Annotated in this window: 11 protein-coding genes; 8 read left to right on the forward strand and 3 right to left on the reverse strand. The window is 65.8% G+C overall.

All coding sequences use genetic code 11. The features are described 5' to 3' along the window. The first annotated feature begins 2 nt into the window (after positions 1-2). Positions 3-845 carry an MBL fold metallo-hydrolase gene (locus XI02_RS16035; protein WP_016841832.1) on the forward strand — a complete coding sequence of 281 codons (843 nt, stop codon included), beginning with the start codon at positions 3-5 and terminating at the stop codon, positions 843-845. Here the strand turns inward: XI02_RS16035 and XI02_RS16040 are convergent. Genes XI02_RS16040 through XI02_RS16050 form a run of 3 tightly spaced genes read right to left on the reverse strand, consistent with a single transcriptional unit; the run spans position 842 to position 4312 of the window. Continuing rightward, positions 842-1462: a DUF1254 domain-containing protein gene (locus XI02_RS16040; RefSeq protein ID WP_018270662.1), complete on the reverse strand. Its 621-nt coding sequence runs from the start codon at positions 1460-1462 to the stop codon at positions 842-844. The genes XI02_RS16035 and XI02_RS16040 overlap by 4 nt on opposite strands. Next, positions 1459-2037, reverse strand: a complete 579-nt coding sequence (locus tag XI02_RS16045; RefSeq protein WP_016841830.1) for a DUF1214 domain-containing protein — start codon at positions 2035-2037, stop codon at positions 1459-1461. Before XI02_RS16045 ends, XI02_RS16040 begins: the two co-directional genes overlap by 4 nt. A 1-nt stretch (position 2038) precedes the next feature. Then, positions 2039-4312 carry a transglycosylase domain-containing protein gene (locus XI02_RS16050; RefSeq protein ID WP_018270663.1) on the reverse strand — a complete coding sequence of 758 codons (2274 nt, stop codon included), beginning with the start codon at positions 4310-4312 and terminating at the stop codon, positions 2039-2041. Between the two features lie 289 nt (positions 4313-4601). Between XI02_RS16050 and XI02_RS16055 the strand changes: the two genes are divergently transcribed. The 7 genes from XI02_RS16055 (at position 4602) to XI02_RS16085 (ending at position 13136) form a co-directional block, all read left to right on the forward strand. Beyond that, positions 4602-5138 carry a YcgN family cysteine cluster protein gene (locus XI02_RS16055; RefSeq protein WP_016841827.1) on the forward strand — a complete coding sequence of 179 codons (537 nt, stop codon included), beginning with the start codon at positions 4602-4604 and terminating at the stop codon, positions 5136-5138. 159 nt (positions 5139-5297) lie between these two features. Beyond that, positions 5298-6890, forward strand: a complete 1593-nt coding sequence (locus XI02_RS16060; protein ID WP_018270665.1) for an MDR family MFS transporter — start codon at positions 5298-5300, stop codon at positions 6888-6890. A gap of 383 nt (positions 6891-7273) precedes the next feature. After that, positions 7274-8470, forward strand: a complete 1197-nt coding sequence (locus tag XI02_RS16065) for an ABC transporter substrate-binding protein (RefSeq protein ID WP_018270666.1) — start codon at positions 7274-7276, stop codon at positions 8468-8470. A 97-nt stretch (positions 8471-8567) separates the two neighbouring features. Next, positions 8568-9443 carry a branched-chain amino acid ABC transporter permease gene (locus XI02_RS16070; protein WP_018270667.1) on the forward strand — a complete coding sequence of 292 codons (876 nt, stop codon included), beginning with the start codon at positions 8568-8570 and terminating at the stop codon, positions 9441-9443. Position 9444: 1 nt separating this feature from the next. Beyond that, complete coding sequence (locus tag XI02_RS16075; protein WP_016841806.1) at positions 9445-10371, forward strand: branched-chain amino acid ABC transporter permease; 927 nt, start codon at positions 9445-9447, stop codon at positions 10369-10371. Next, positions 10372-11850 (forward strand): ATP-binding cassette domain-containing protein, encoded by a 1479-nt coding sequence (locus XI02_RS16080; protein ID WP_018270668.1) that lies wholly within the window; start codon positions 10372-10374, stop codon positions 11848-11850. A 41-nt stretch (positions 11851-11891) separates the two neighbouring features. Further along, positions 11892-13136, forward strand: coding sequence for an ABC transporter substrate-binding protein (locus XI02_RS16085; RefSeq protein WP_016841804.1), 1245 nt, complete (start codon positions 11892-11894; stop codon positions 13134-13136). The last annotated feature ends 21 nt before the right edge of the window (positions 13137-13157 follow it).

A 13157-nucleotide genomic window follows, 5' to 3' on the forward strand; every position in this document is an offset into this window, starting at 1 on the left:
TCATGCGCATCCACCATCTCAACACCGGCACGATGTGCCCGATCGGAAAGCGGCTCGTGAACGGCAGCGGCAGCATCTTCCAGCGGGCGCGGATGGTCTGTCATTGCCTGCTGGTCGAGAGCAATGACGGCCTTGTGCTGGTCGACACCGGGATCGGGCTCGACGACATCGGCGATCCGCCGCGGCTCGGACGCAAATGGGTGCGGCAGACGACGCCGCGGCTCGATCCGGCCGAGACGGCGGTGCGGCAGGTCAAGGCGCTCGGCTTTTCAGCTGATGATGTGCGCCATGTGCTGCTGACGCATCTCGATCGCGATCACGCCGGCGGCGTGCCGGACTTTCCGAAGGCCAAGGTGCACGTCCATCGCAAGGAGTACGAGATGGCGGTGACGCATCAGGTCGCGCCGCCGCAGGGGCGCTATATCACGGCGCAGTGGCGGCATGGGCCGGACTGGGCGTTCTATGGTGCCGGCGGCGAGGACTGGTTCGGCTTCAAGGGCGCGCGTGCGCTCGGCGACCGCGAGCCGGACATCCTGATGATCCCGTTGCCGGGCCACACGCTCGGCCATTGCGGGATCGCGGTGCGCGACAACGACAAATGGCTGCTGCACGCCGGCGACGCCTATTTCCACCACGCACAGCTCGATGCCAGGCCGCGGATCCCGCTGGTGCTCGGCATGTTCCAGCGCCGCGCGGACATGGATCGCGCGACGCGCATCCAGAACCAGGAGCGGCTGCGCCAATTGAAGGCGGCGCATGGCGCTGATGTGACGATCGTCAACAGCCACGATCCCGTCGACTACGAGACCTGCCGCTGCGGCCGGCACGCACTCGCCGTGAGCTAGCGCTTGCGAGCGGCAGGCGGCGGAGCCGGCGCGGGCAGCGGCGGCGGCGCCTCCTGCTTGGCCGCGACCGGCTCGGTCTGCACCTTGCACGAGGAGGCGGCGAGCGAGGCCTGCGCCTGCGGCATCAGGCCGGGCTCCGGCGCCAGCGCCTTCAGCAGGATCAGGCCGGTTGACGTCGGCGAGTCGATGATCAGCCGGTCGGCGGCGGTGATTTCCTCGTCCTCCGGCAGCTCGTTGTGCTGCGCCTCCGTCATCAGGTCGAGCTCGATCACCTTCTTGCCGGCGGAGCGGTCGTTGATCGCGTAGTAGGCGACCTCGTTGCGGGTATAGAACGACACCGACGTATAGGCCTGGCTGACCGGCACGGTGAGCTTGAGCGGTCCGGTCGAGAGATCGTAGCGGCAGATCGCCACCGCGAAGGCCGGATCCATCAGCGGCATCGGCGAATGGCTCGGGTCGGCGAGCGGCAGCTGGGTCACCTCGTTGAGCTTGGTCATCGGCGTCAGCCGCGAATAGGCGTCCTGCGAGGCGATGCGCGGCAGCGCCAGCACGCTGACGAGATGCACCACGCCGCCGAGCAGCACGCCTGCGAGGATGGTGAGCAGCAGGCGGATCATGGGCAACCCGTCGTTGCGATCGACGGCATCGGCGCGTCGCGCTGCGTGCGGGTCGCGACCCCGACCGGCGTGTCGTAGAGCCGCAGCATCAGCGCGTAGCGCTCGATGCCGCCGGTCGGCAGCCAGTTGCCGGCGCGCGAGCGCGAGGCGATGTGGATCTCGAACGTGCCGTCGGAGGCGCGCATGATCTCCTGGCTGGTGAAGCCGTAGCGCTGCAGCGTGTTGGCGACCAGGTGCCCCTTGCGGTCAAACAGCGTCAGCGTCCAGAACCGCGCAGCCGGCGTCACGCCGCTGACCACGATGTCGCAGCGGCCGTCGAGCGGCTTGTTCTTGTCGTCTGTGGTCGCCGAGAACGCGATGCCGTCGCCGGTGCCGATCGGCAGCTCGCCGCTGCGCGCGATGGTGGCGCGCGAATAGGGATCGACGTCGGAGGTGCCGCTCTTCGGACGCGCGGTCCAGGCGCCGATCTTCAGCGTGCCGAGATCGGTGCCGCGGGTCGCCGTCGCATAGGTCAGGCCGAGGCCAACGGCCGTGGCGATCACGAGTGCCAGCAAGGTGGTGAGGAGGAGCCGCACGTCAGTTCTTGCGTGGCACGGCCGGTGTCGCGCCGTCCGGCCCGGCCGCGGCAACGTAGTTTTCGGGGAACGCCAGCGCGCTCGAGGACTCGGCCTTGCCGGTCTTCGAGGGCTCGTTCAGCGTGGTCTTGCCGGCGGTCCTGGCAGCGTCGTCGAGCAGCTTCTCGACCCGCACCAGGATATCCGCGCCGCGCTTGGTCAAGACCGGCGGCGGGCCGGGCTTGGTTTCCAATACGCGCGGCGCCGCGCTGGTCTGGGCATTGGCCTGCGCCGGCTGCGGCGGCAGCTTCTGGCCCATGCCGACGCCGACCAGTTCTTTCACTTCCACGCCCTGATGCGCGGCGACCATGATGTCGTGCCAGGTCTGCGCCGGCAGCGAACCGCCGGTCATGCGGTTGGTCGGCGAATAGTCGTCATTGCCGTACCAGACTGCGCAGGTGAAGTTGCCGGTGTAGCCGACGAACCAGGCGTCGCGATAGGCGTTGGTGGTGCCGGTCTTGCCCGCGGTCGGAATGCCGTCGAGCGCGGCGCGGCGCGCGGTGCCTTCGCTGACCACGTGGCTCATCATGCCGGCCATGTCGGCGGCGATGTTCGGCGGAATGGCCTGCCGCGGCTTCGGGCCGTCGCGGTCCCAGCGCCAGACCAGGTCGCCGGCGCCGGTGCGCACCTCGAGCACGGAATGCGGCGTCACCGCCTTGCCGCGGTTCGGGAAGGTGGCATAGGCGACCGCGTGCTCCAGCACCGTGACTTCGTCGGAGCCGATCGGCAGCGACGGCGTATCGGGCAGCGGCGCCTTGAGGCCGAAGCGGCGCGCGACCTCGACGATCTTGGCGCGGCCCGCCTTCGGCCCTTCCTTGCCGCCCATCATGATCGAGAGCTTGACCGGCACCACGTTGATCGAGCGGGTGATCGCTTGCGTCAGCGTGACCTGACCCGAATAGGAATGGCCATAGTTCTGCGGGCACCAGTTGCCGATGCAGACCGGGCCGTCGACGATCTTCGAATTCGGCGTGAAGCCGTTCAGCAGCGCCGTGGTGTAGACATAGGGTTTGAACGACGAGCCGGGCTGGCGATAGGCGTCGGTGGCGCGGTTGAACTGGCTTGCACCATAGTCGCGTCCGCCGACCATGGCGCGGATGCCGCCGTCGAGATCGGACACCACGGTCGCGGCCTGCGTCGCGTGATAGTCGCGCCCGAACTGGCGCAGCTGGTTCTCGATCGCTTCCTCGGCCGCCTTCTGCACGTTCATGTCGATCGCAGTGCGGACCACGAAGACGCGCTCGGTGTAGGATTTCGGGAAGGTGTCGACCAGCCTGCGCATCTCGTCGAAGGCGTAGTCGAGATAGTAGTTCGGCGAGTTCTCGTCGCGCCGGTCGACCGCGACCGCGGGATTGCGGCGGGCGCCGAACACCTGGCCCTCGGTCATGAAGCCGGCATCGACCAGGTTGTCGAGCACGACATTGGCGCGGGCGCGCGCCGCGGGCAGGTTGATGTGCGGGGCGTATTTGGTCGGCGCTTTGAACAGGCCGGCGAGCATCGCGGCCTCCGCGAGGTTCACGTCGCGCACCGACTTGTTGAAGTAGAAATGTGCCGCGCCGTCGACGCCGAAGGTGCCGCCGCCCATATAGGCACGGTCGAGATAGAGCTTCAGGATCTCGTTCTTGGTGAGCCGCGTCTCCAGCCAGATCGCGAGGAAGGCTTCCTTCACCTTGCGCTCGATGGTGCGCTCGTTGTTCAGGAACAGGTTCTTGGCGAGCTGCTGGGTGATCGACGAGCCGCCCTGGCGGACGCCGCCGGCCTGCGCGTTGGTGACGAGCGCGCGGGCGAGGCCCGGCACGTCGATGCCGAAATGGTCGTAGAAGCGGCGGTCTTCGGTCGCGAGCGTTGCCTTGATCAGATTGTCCGGAAAATCTTCCAGCGGGATCGAGTCATTATGCTTGATGCCGCGGCTGCCGATCGGGTTGCCGTAGCGGTCGAGGAAGGTCACCGCGAGGTCGGACTTCTTCAGCCAATCCTCGTCGGCGGTCTCGCGGAAGGCCGGGATCGCGAGCGTCAGCATCAGGATCATGCCGCCGAGCCCGAGCGTCGCGGCTTCCGACAGCGGCTCGATGAACACCCAGCGCTTCCAGCGGCCGACATAGAAGCGGTCCATGAAGGTGGAATAGCGCTCGTAGAGCTCGCGCAGGCCCTTGCCCGACGAGAACAGCGTCGAGTCGATACGCGCATCGAGGTCCAGGAAGAAGTTCCGGACCTTCTGTTTCCAATGCGACGGCATGATCTGAAAGGACCGGACCCTTGATCAGTTCGACAGCGCTACGGGTGCCCAAAACGGACACGGGCCAGCGTCTTGCTTCGATGTTGCGGCAATCCCAAGGCGCTTTTGCGTCGTTGGGGACTCGTTCATTCTTCTATCCGAGCGGCTGCCATAAACCAATGGTGCGGCTTGTGAATTTAATGAAAGCCGTAACGCTGCCCACCGGCTTTTTCGACCCCGCAATAACCACCCCCTTGCGGAGGGAGCGTCGGCATCCCAAGAAGAGTTGCACCGCCATTTCAAGGATATCATGACCGCACCGCCCAAGCGCCCGTCGGACCAGGAGGGATTCTTCTGGAAAACCAAGACGTTGGAAGAAATGTCCAACGCCGAATGGGAGAGCCTGTGTGACGGCTGCGCACGCTGCTGCCTAGAGAAGCTCGAGGACGAGGACACCGGCAAGATCTATTTCACCCATATCTCCTGCAAGCTGCTCGATTCCGGCCTCTGCACCTGCAAGGACTACCCGAACCGTTCCGACCAGGTTCCGGATTGCGTCCGCCTGACCCCCGAAAACGTCCGGACGCTGAACTGGCTGCCGCCGAGCTGCGGCTACCGGCTGGTGGCCGAGGGGCGGGACCTCTATTGGTGGCATCCCCTGATCTCGGGCGATCCCAACACCGTCCATGAGGCCGGCGTCTCGGTGCGCGGTCGGGTGGAGGGCACCGAACTCGACGTCAACGACGCCGATCTCGAGGATCATATCGTGCGATGGCCGGCGCTGCTGCCGAAACGGGCACAATTGAAGAAGCGGCCGAAAATGCTGGGCAAGACGACCAAAGCGTGACGCCGTCGCCGCGTCCGCGATCACGTCACCGCGAGAACATCGCGGCGGGATGCACCCATGCGCTGGGGTGCCTGCCTCAGCATTCAATTGCTGCATAAATTGCAAAGCAGAGAATGATTCCATCGCGGGACGCGCCCGCGCAGCAGCATTACGCCCCAAATGAACAAGTATGAACGGCAGAGCCGGATTCCTGCCGACCAAGAGACATTGCCTGACGACATTGCCGAAGAGCTGTCTCATCTCCCGAGCGAGGTGATCGAACTCAGTGACGCGCCGCCGCTGGCGCCGCCGGCACCGCTCAATCCGGACGAAGTCCGCACCATCGTCATCAGCCTGATGCTGACGATGTTCCTGGCCGCGCTCGACCAGACCATCGTCGCGACCGCGCTGCCGACGATCGGGCGCCAGTTTCACGACGTCACCAATCTGTCCTGGGTGATCACGGCCTATCTCCTGGCCTCGACGGCGGTGGCGCCGGTGTTCGGCACGCTGAGCGACATCTATGGCCGCCGCGTCATGATCATCACCTCGCTCAGCCTGTTCGTGGTCGGCTCGGTGCTGTGCGCGATCGCGCCCAGCATGACCATGCTGATCGTTGCCCGCGGCCTGCAGGGGCTCGGTGGCGGCGGCATCATGCCGGTGGTCCAGACCGTGATCTCCGACGTGGTGAGCCCGCGCGAGCGCGGCCGCTACCAGGCCTATTTCTCCAGCGTCTGGATGGCCGGCGGCATCCTCGGCCCGGTCGTCGGCGGCGTGTTCGCCGAGCATCTGCACTGGTCGATGATCTTCTGGATCAACCTGCCGCTCGCGGCGGCGGCGCTGGCGCTGCTGCTGCCGAAGATGGGCAAGATCCCGGTGTTCCACCGCAAGCGCAAGGTCGACTGGCTCGGCGGCATCCTGCTGATGGCCTCGGCCGTCGTGCTGATGCTGGTGCTGACCTGGGGCGGCACCCGTCTGTCCTGGCTGTCGCCGACCATCACCGCGATGGTGGGCGCGTCGATCGCGCTCGCCGGCGCCTTTGTCTGGCACGCGCGCCGCGCCGACGAGCCGTTCCTGCCGCTGTCGCTGCTCGGCGGCTCGGTGGTGCCGTTCGCGATGGGGGCGGGCGGCTGTGCGCTCGGCGCCATGGTCGGCCTCACTGTGCACCTGCCGCTCTATTACGAGGTGGTCTATCACCTCACCGCCAGCGAGGCCGGCCTCGCGCTGATCCCGCTCGCGGCGATCTCGACCTTCGGTGCGGCGATCGCCGGCCGGACCATGGCGAAGGCCAAGCACTACAAGCGTGTCGCGATCGTCGGCACCTCGGTGGCCGCGATCTGTGCTGTCGGCATGGCGGTGACGACGCTGCCGCTGTGGGGATTGCTGCTTTTGATGAGCGTGTTCGCGCTCGGCCTCGGCACCACTTTCCCGATCAGCGTGGTGTCGCTGCAAAACGCGGTGGCACGGCCGCAGGTCGGCACCGTGACCGGCGCGATGAACTTCTTCCGCGCGATGATGGCCTCCTTCACGGTCGCCGCCTTCACCACCATCCTGCTGATGACGCTGGGGACCGACATCTCGCTCGCCGGCGAGCATCATGCCGCGGCCAGCACCGTCAGCGCGATCCCGATGGCCGACATGATCCATGCGTTCCGCTACGTGTTCGGCGCCGCCGCCGTGCTGCTGACCACCGCCTCGATCTGCATGATCACGATGGAAGAGCGCCCGCTCGCCGGTCCCGCCGCCCACCCGCCGGCGGAGATGGCTGAGTAGGGGGGGGTGGCCTCGTACACCGCTGTCGTCCCGGCGGACCCACTCGCGACATGAATTGCCCGAGCGTTGCTTTTCGTTCCGCTCTCTCCGCTTCGCTCGCCCTGCGTAATTTGCGCAGCGGGGAATGACGATCCGAGAGATCGGCGCCCCACGACCTTTTATTCCCCCTCTGCCTCAAATTTATTCAGCCGCACCGCGCCGACCCACTACTTTAGTCGCCGTCCATGCATGGCGATCCGCGCGCAGTTTCACTTGCTGCGCATTTTGCCGCGGCTATAGTCGCGCCCCAAGAGCTCGAAGCAGCCGAAGAAAAAGAGGAGAGAAACAGGGTGACAAGAACATCGCGACTCCCCGTGCATGCGAAACTTGCAGGAGCGGCCGTGTTGGGCCTGTTGGCTGCGGCGCCCAGCGGAGCGCTGGCTGCCGACACCCTCAAGATCGGCGTGATCGCCGAAGCGCAGGCGATTGCCGGTGCATCGATCCCGCAGGCGGCGCAGCTGGCCGCCGACGAGATCAACGCCAAGGGCGGCATCGACGGCCGCAAGATCGAGATCGTCAGCTACGACAACCACTCGTCCTCGGCGGATTCGGTGCGCGCGTTCCAGCGCGCGGTCAACGAAGACAAGGTCAACGTCGTCATTTCGAGCTACATCAGCGAAGTGGTGCTGGCGCTCGAGCCCTGGGCTTCGCGCCTGAAGACGCCGTTCGTCACGCCCGGCGCCGCCTCCAATGAGATCAGCAAGAGCGTCCACGCCGATTACGAGAAGAACAAGTACACCTTCCACGGCTACCTGACCTCGGCCGCGCTGGCGCTGTCGGTCTGCGATGCCGCCAAGGAGCTCCTGGTCGATCAGAAGCACATGAAGACCGCGGTCATCATGAGCGAGGATGCGGCGTGGACCAAGCCGCTCGACGTCGGCTACGAGGAGTGCCTGCCCAAGATCGGGCTCAAGGTCGTCGACCATATCCGTTTCTCGCCCGACACCACGGACTTCACGCCGATCTTCAACAAGGTCGAAGGCTCCAAGCCCGACGTGATCATCACCGGCATCTCGCATGTCGGCGTGCAGCCGACAGTGCAGTGGAAGAACCAGCAGGTGCCGATTCCGATGTTCGGCATTTCCTCGCAGGCGACCAACGAGACCTTCGGCAAGGACACCAACGACGCGGCGGAAGGCGTGCTGTATCAGGGCGTGTCCGGCCCGAACGTCGCGGTGACGCCGAAGTCGGTGCCGTTCGCGGAGGGCTTCAAGAAGCGCTACGGCAACTATCCATCCTACGCGGGCTACACCGCCTATGACGAGGTCTACTACATCGCCGATGCGGTGAAGCGCGCCGGCTCGGTCGAGGCCGACAAGATGGTCGATGCGCTGGAGAAGACCGACTGGGAAGGCACCATCGGACGCGTCCAGTTCTACGGCAAGGACGATCCGTTCACCCATTCGATCAAGTACGGCAAGGGCCTGATCACCGGACTGATGCTGCAGTGGCAGGGCGGCAAGCAGGTCGCGGTCTGGCCGAAGGAGGTCGCCAAGAGCGACCTCAAGTTCCCGAGCTTCATCAAGGTCACCACGAACTGACGACTGATGATCATGCTCCCGGGCCCCACCCCGGAGCATCCCCGTTCGGTTCCGTGTCCTCCACAACAGGCAGCCCTGCTGCCCCGGCCAATCTGAGATGCTTGCCCTACAAATCCTGATCGATGGCTTTGCCATCAGTGCGCTCTATGCGCTCGGCGCGACCGGCTTCACCCTGATCTTCGGTGTCTCCGGCGTTCTCAACCTCTCCCACGGTGCCATCATGGTGGCCGCAGCGGTTGCGGCCTGGGCCGCGGCCAGCGTGCTGCACCTCGACATCTACACCGGCGCGCTGTTCGGTGTCGGCGTCGCGCTGATCGTGTCGTTCGCGACCTATTTCGCGGTCGTCAAGCCGATCCAGAATTCGAGGCGGATCCCCAACGAGGAGAAGGAAATCTTCGTCCTCACCGGCACCCTGCTGTGGGGCATCATGATCCAGGAGCTGATCGCCTATTTCTTCACCAACAACGCCAAGACGGTGCTGCCGATCGTCGAGGGTGTCGTCGATATCTTCGGCAACCGCACGCCGCGCAACAATATCTTCACCGCGCTGGTCTGCTGCCTCGTGATCGGTCTGCTGTGGCTGCTGGTGAACCGCACCAGGACCGGCAAGGCGGTTCTGGCGGCCTCGATGAACCCGCGCGGCGTCACGCTGCTCGGGCTCGAGCTCACCCAGATCTACATCGTGGTGTGGGGCATCTACGGCATTCTCGCCGGCATCGCCGGCGTCCTGCTCGGCATGTTCCTCGGCGTCAGCTCCTACAGCGTCGGGCCGCTGACCGCGAGCGCGTTCTCGATCGTCGTGCTCGGCGGCCTCGGCAGCGTGTCGGGCTCGCTGATCGCGGCCTTCGTCGTCGGCTATCTCGAGACCATCACGGCCTACATGATCTCGCCGGCCTATCGCACCATTCCGGCGCTGCTGCTTCTGGTGTTCGTGATGTATATCCGGCCTCAGGGCCTGCTCGGGAGGCGCTGAGATGGCCAGCTTCTTTTCCTCGCGCCTGTTCTTCATTTCGCTGGTCTGCGTGGCGGTCGCCGCGACGCTGCCGTTCTACGTCTCGGGCTACATCCTCGGGCTGCTGACCGTCGCATTCTATTTCGGCGTGTTCGCGATGGCCTGGGACCTCTTGTTCGGCTTCGCCGGCGAGGTGAATTTCGGGCCGACCTTCCTCATCGGCACCGGCGCCTACACCGCCGGGATCCTCAACAACCAGTTCGGCTGGTCGGTCTATGTCTGCATCCTGCTCGGCGCGCTGGCGTCGGTCGTCGCGGGCTTCGTGCTGGCGCTGCCGGCGCTGCGAGTGAGGGGACCGTATTTCGGCCTGACCACGCTGGTCGCGGTCTTGATGCTGCAGAACTTCGTCGTGGTGTTCGCCGATCTCACCGGCGGCGAGATCGGGCTCACCATTCCCGACGTCATCACCATCAATGCCGGCGCCAATTACTGGATCGCGCTCGGCTTCATGACCGTGAGCGCGGCCATCCTGTACGGCCTGTCGCAATCGCCGGTCGGCCTCGTGCTGCAGGCGAGCGGGCAGGACCCGGTGCAGGCCGGCGCGCTCGGCTTCAACATCGTCAAGCACAAGCTCGCGGCCTTCATCGTCAGCGCCTTCTTCTCGGGACTGTCGGGCGCGCTGCTGGTGTTCTACTTCGGCACCGCCTCGGTCGGCACCGTGGTCGACGTCGCCGTCGGCGTGAACGTGATCGTCTCCGCGGTGCTCGGCGGCCGGCGCACGGTGCTGGGGGCCGCGTTAGGCGCGATCTTCCTGATCGTGGCCGGCGAATTCCTGCGCCCGACCGGCGAGCTTGCGACCTTCATCGTCTCGGCGGTGGCGCTGCTCGTCGTCCTGTTCTTCCCCGGCGGTTTCCTCGGAGCGGCCCTGTCACGCGAGGCGCGCTCTTAAATGGATCAGACCGTGACCACAGCAACGCTCACCGTCCGCGGGTTGACCAAGCGATTCGGCGGCCTCACCGCCGTGAAGAACCTCTCGTTCGACCTGCATCCCGGCGAGATCCTCGGCCTGATCGGGCCGAACGGCTCGGGCAAGTCGACCGCGATGAAGAGCGTGATGGGCATCGAGCGCCCGACCGCGGGCGAGGTGCTGTTCGAGGGCGAGAACGTCGCCGGACTGCCTGCGCACAAGATCGCGCGCAAGGGCTTCGGCATGGTGTTTCAGCACTCGCGGCCGCTGAACCGGCAGACCGTGCTGGAAAACATCATGGTCGCACTGTTGCCCGACAGCCTGTTCATGCTGTTTCCCGACAAGGCGTTGACCGAGCGCGCCAAGTGGATCGCCGAGCGCGTCGGGCTGGGGGCGGTGATGGACCGCCGCCCGCCGACGCTGCCGTTCGCTGACCTGCGCCGGCTGGAATTGGCCAAGGCGATCGCGCGCGACCCCAAGGTCGTGCTGGTCGACGAGCCCTTCGCCGGTCTCACCAGCGCCGAGGTCGGCACCTTCTCCGCATTGATCCGCAGCTTCCGCGACGAGGGCCGTGCGGTGATGCTGGTCGACCACAACGTCAAGAGCGTCGCGGCGCTGGTCGACCGCGTGCTCGCGATGTATCTCGGAGAGGAGATCACGACCGGCCGCGCCGAGGACGTGATGAAGAACGAGACCGTGCGGCGGGTTTATCTCGGCGGCGCGATCGAGACCCATGCGCGGCCCGAGACCTCGTTCAAGGACAAGGTGCCGCTGCTGCAGGTCGAGAATGTCAGCGTGCACTACGGCAAGGCGCAGGCGCTGGAGAACGTTTCGATCCACGTCCATGAGGGCGAGTTCGTCTCCGTCGTCGGCCTCAACGGCGCCGGCAAGACCACGCTGTTCAACACCATCTCGGGTTTCCTGCCCTATACCGGCGAGATCCTGCGCGGCGGACAGCCACTGCGCGGCACGGGGCCTGCGAAGATCGCCCGCTCGGGCCTCGTGCAATGTCCGGAATCGCGCGAATTGTTCGGCGAGATGACGGTGCGGGAAAATCTCGATCTCGGCGGCCAGCATCTCGACGACGCGGCGAGGGCCAGGCAGCTCGCATGGCTGTTCGAGCTCTTCCCGATCCTGAAGGAGCGCCAGGGCCAGATGGCGCAGACGCTGTCCGGTGGCGAGCAGCAGATGCTGGCGATCGGCCGCGCGCTGATGATGCAGCCGCAGATCCTGATCCTCGACGAGCCGACGCTGGGGCTTGCGCCTGTTATCCTCGAGCTGCTGTCGAAGGCGCTGGAGAAGCTGCGTCAGACCACCAAGATCACGGTGCTGCTGGGCGAGCAGAACGTGACGTTCGCGCTTCCGCATGCCGACCGCGTCTATGTGCTGGAGCACGCGCGGATCGTCTGGGAGGGCGATCCGGGCCGGTTCGCCGCGGAGGCCGGCAAGGACTTCCTGTGACGTTCGAAGTTTGAAAAGAAGAAAGCAAAACAAGGGAGATCATGATGACAGCATATTCAACCGCGACCCGCGTGAGCCTGTTGGCCTCGGCGCTCGCGCTCTGCCTCGCGGCGCCGGCCTATGCGCAGTCCAAGGACCCGATCAAGATCGGCATCATTGCCGAAGTGCAGTCGATCGCGGGTGCGGCGACGCCGGGCGGCGCGCAGATCGCAGCCGACGAGATCAACGCCAAGGGTGGCGTGATGGGCCGCAAGATCGAGATCGTCACCTACGACAACAAGAGCTCGTCGGCGGACTCGGTGCGCGCCTTCCAGCGCGCGGTGAGTGAGGACAAGGTCTCCGCGGTGATCGCGAGCTACATCAGCGAGGTCGTGCTGGCGCTCGAGCCGTGGGCCTCGCGGCTGAAGATGCCGCTGATCACGCCCGGCGCCGCCTCGAACGAGATCACCAAGGCGGTTCACAACGACTATGAGAAGAACAAGTACACCTTCCACGGCTACCTGACCTCGGCCGCGCAGGCGCAGCTGGTCTGCGATGCGGCCAAGGAGCTGCTGGTCGACCAGCTCAAGTTCAAGTCGGTCGCGATCATGAGCGAGGACGCGGCCTGGACCAAGCCGCTCGACGTCGGCTACGAGGCCTGCCTGCCGAAAGCTGGCCTGAAGGTGGTCGAGCACATCCGCTTCTCACCCGACACCACCGACTTCACGCCGATCTTCAACAAGATGGAAGCCGCCAAGCCAGACGTGATCGTCACCGGCATCTCCCATGTCGGCGTGCAGCCGACCGTGCAGTGGAAGAACCAGCAGGTGCCGATCCCGATGTTCGGCATCAGCGCGCAGGCGCTGAGCCCGACCTTCTGGGGCGACACCAACGGCGCGGCCGAGGGCGTGCCCTCGCTCGCGGTGGCGACGCCCGATGTTGCCGTCACGCCGAAGACCAAGCCGTTCGCGGCGGCGTTCAAGGCCAAGTTCGGCACGCCGCCGGCCTATACCGGCTACACCGCCTATGACGAGGTCTACATCATCGCCGAGGCAATCCAGCGCGCCGGCTCGACCGATCCGGACAAGATGGTGACCGAGCTCGAGAAGACCGACTTCGAGGGCACGATCGGCAAGATCCAGTTCTACGGCAAGAACGACGAGTTCACCCACGGCATCAAGTCCGGTCCGGGCGCCGTGACCGGCCTCGTGTTCCAGTGGCAGGGCGGCAAGCAGATCACGGTCTGGCCGAAGGCGATCGCCGAGGGCCAGATGAAGTTTCCGAACTTCGTGAAGCTGTCGCAGTAATCGCGGCGCGGGCGTTAAGGG

It is taken from the genome of Bradyrhizobium sp. CCBAU 21365, assembly GCF_015291305.1.
In the GTDB taxonomy this organism is placed as follows: domain Bacteria; phylum Pseudomonadota; class Alphaproteobacteria; order Rhizobiales; family Xanthobacteraceae; genus Bradyrhizobium; species Bradyrhizobium elkanii.

What these genes read in the sequence shown, in the direction of transcription:
- XI02_RS16050 (WP_018270663.1), bottom strand. Translation starts at nt 4,312, where the DNA reads ATGCCGTCGCATTGGAAACAGAAGGTCCGGAACTTCTTCCTGGACCTC.
- XI02_RS16035 (WP_016841832.1), top strand. Translation starts at nt 3, where the DNA reads ATGCGCATCCACCATCTCAACACCGGCACGATGTGCCCGATCGGAAAG.
- XI02_RS16040 (WP_018270662.1), bottom strand. Translation starts at nt 1,462, where the DNA reads ATGATCCGCCTGCTGCTCACCATCCTCGCAGGCGTGCTGCTCGGCGGC.
- XI02_RS16060 (WP_018270665.1), top strand. Translation starts at nt 5,298, where the DNA reads ATGAACAAGTATGAACGGCAGAGCCGGATTCCTGCCGACCAAGAGACA.
- XI02_RS16085 (WP_016841804.1), top strand. Translation starts at nt 11,892, where the DNA reads ATGATGACAGCATATTCAACCGCGACCCGCGTGAGCCTGTTGGCCTCG.
- XI02_RS16070 (WP_018270667.1), top strand. Translation starts at nt 8,568, where the DNA reads ATGCTTGCCCTACAAATCCTGATCGATGGCTTTGCCATCAGTGCGCTC.
- XI02_RS16055 (WP_016841827.1), top strand. Translation starts at nt 4,602, where the DNA reads ATGACCGCACCGCCCAAGCGCCCGTCGGACCAGGAGGGATTCTTCTGG.
- XI02_RS16075 (WP_016841806.1), top strand. Translation starts at nt 9,445, where the DNA reads ATGGCCAGCTTCTTTTCCTCGCGCCTGTTCTTCATTTCGCTGGTCTGC.
- XI02_RS16080 (WP_018270668.1), top strand. Translation starts at nt 10,372, where the DNA reads ATGGATCAGACCGTGACCACAGCAACGCTCACCGTCCGCGGGTTGACC.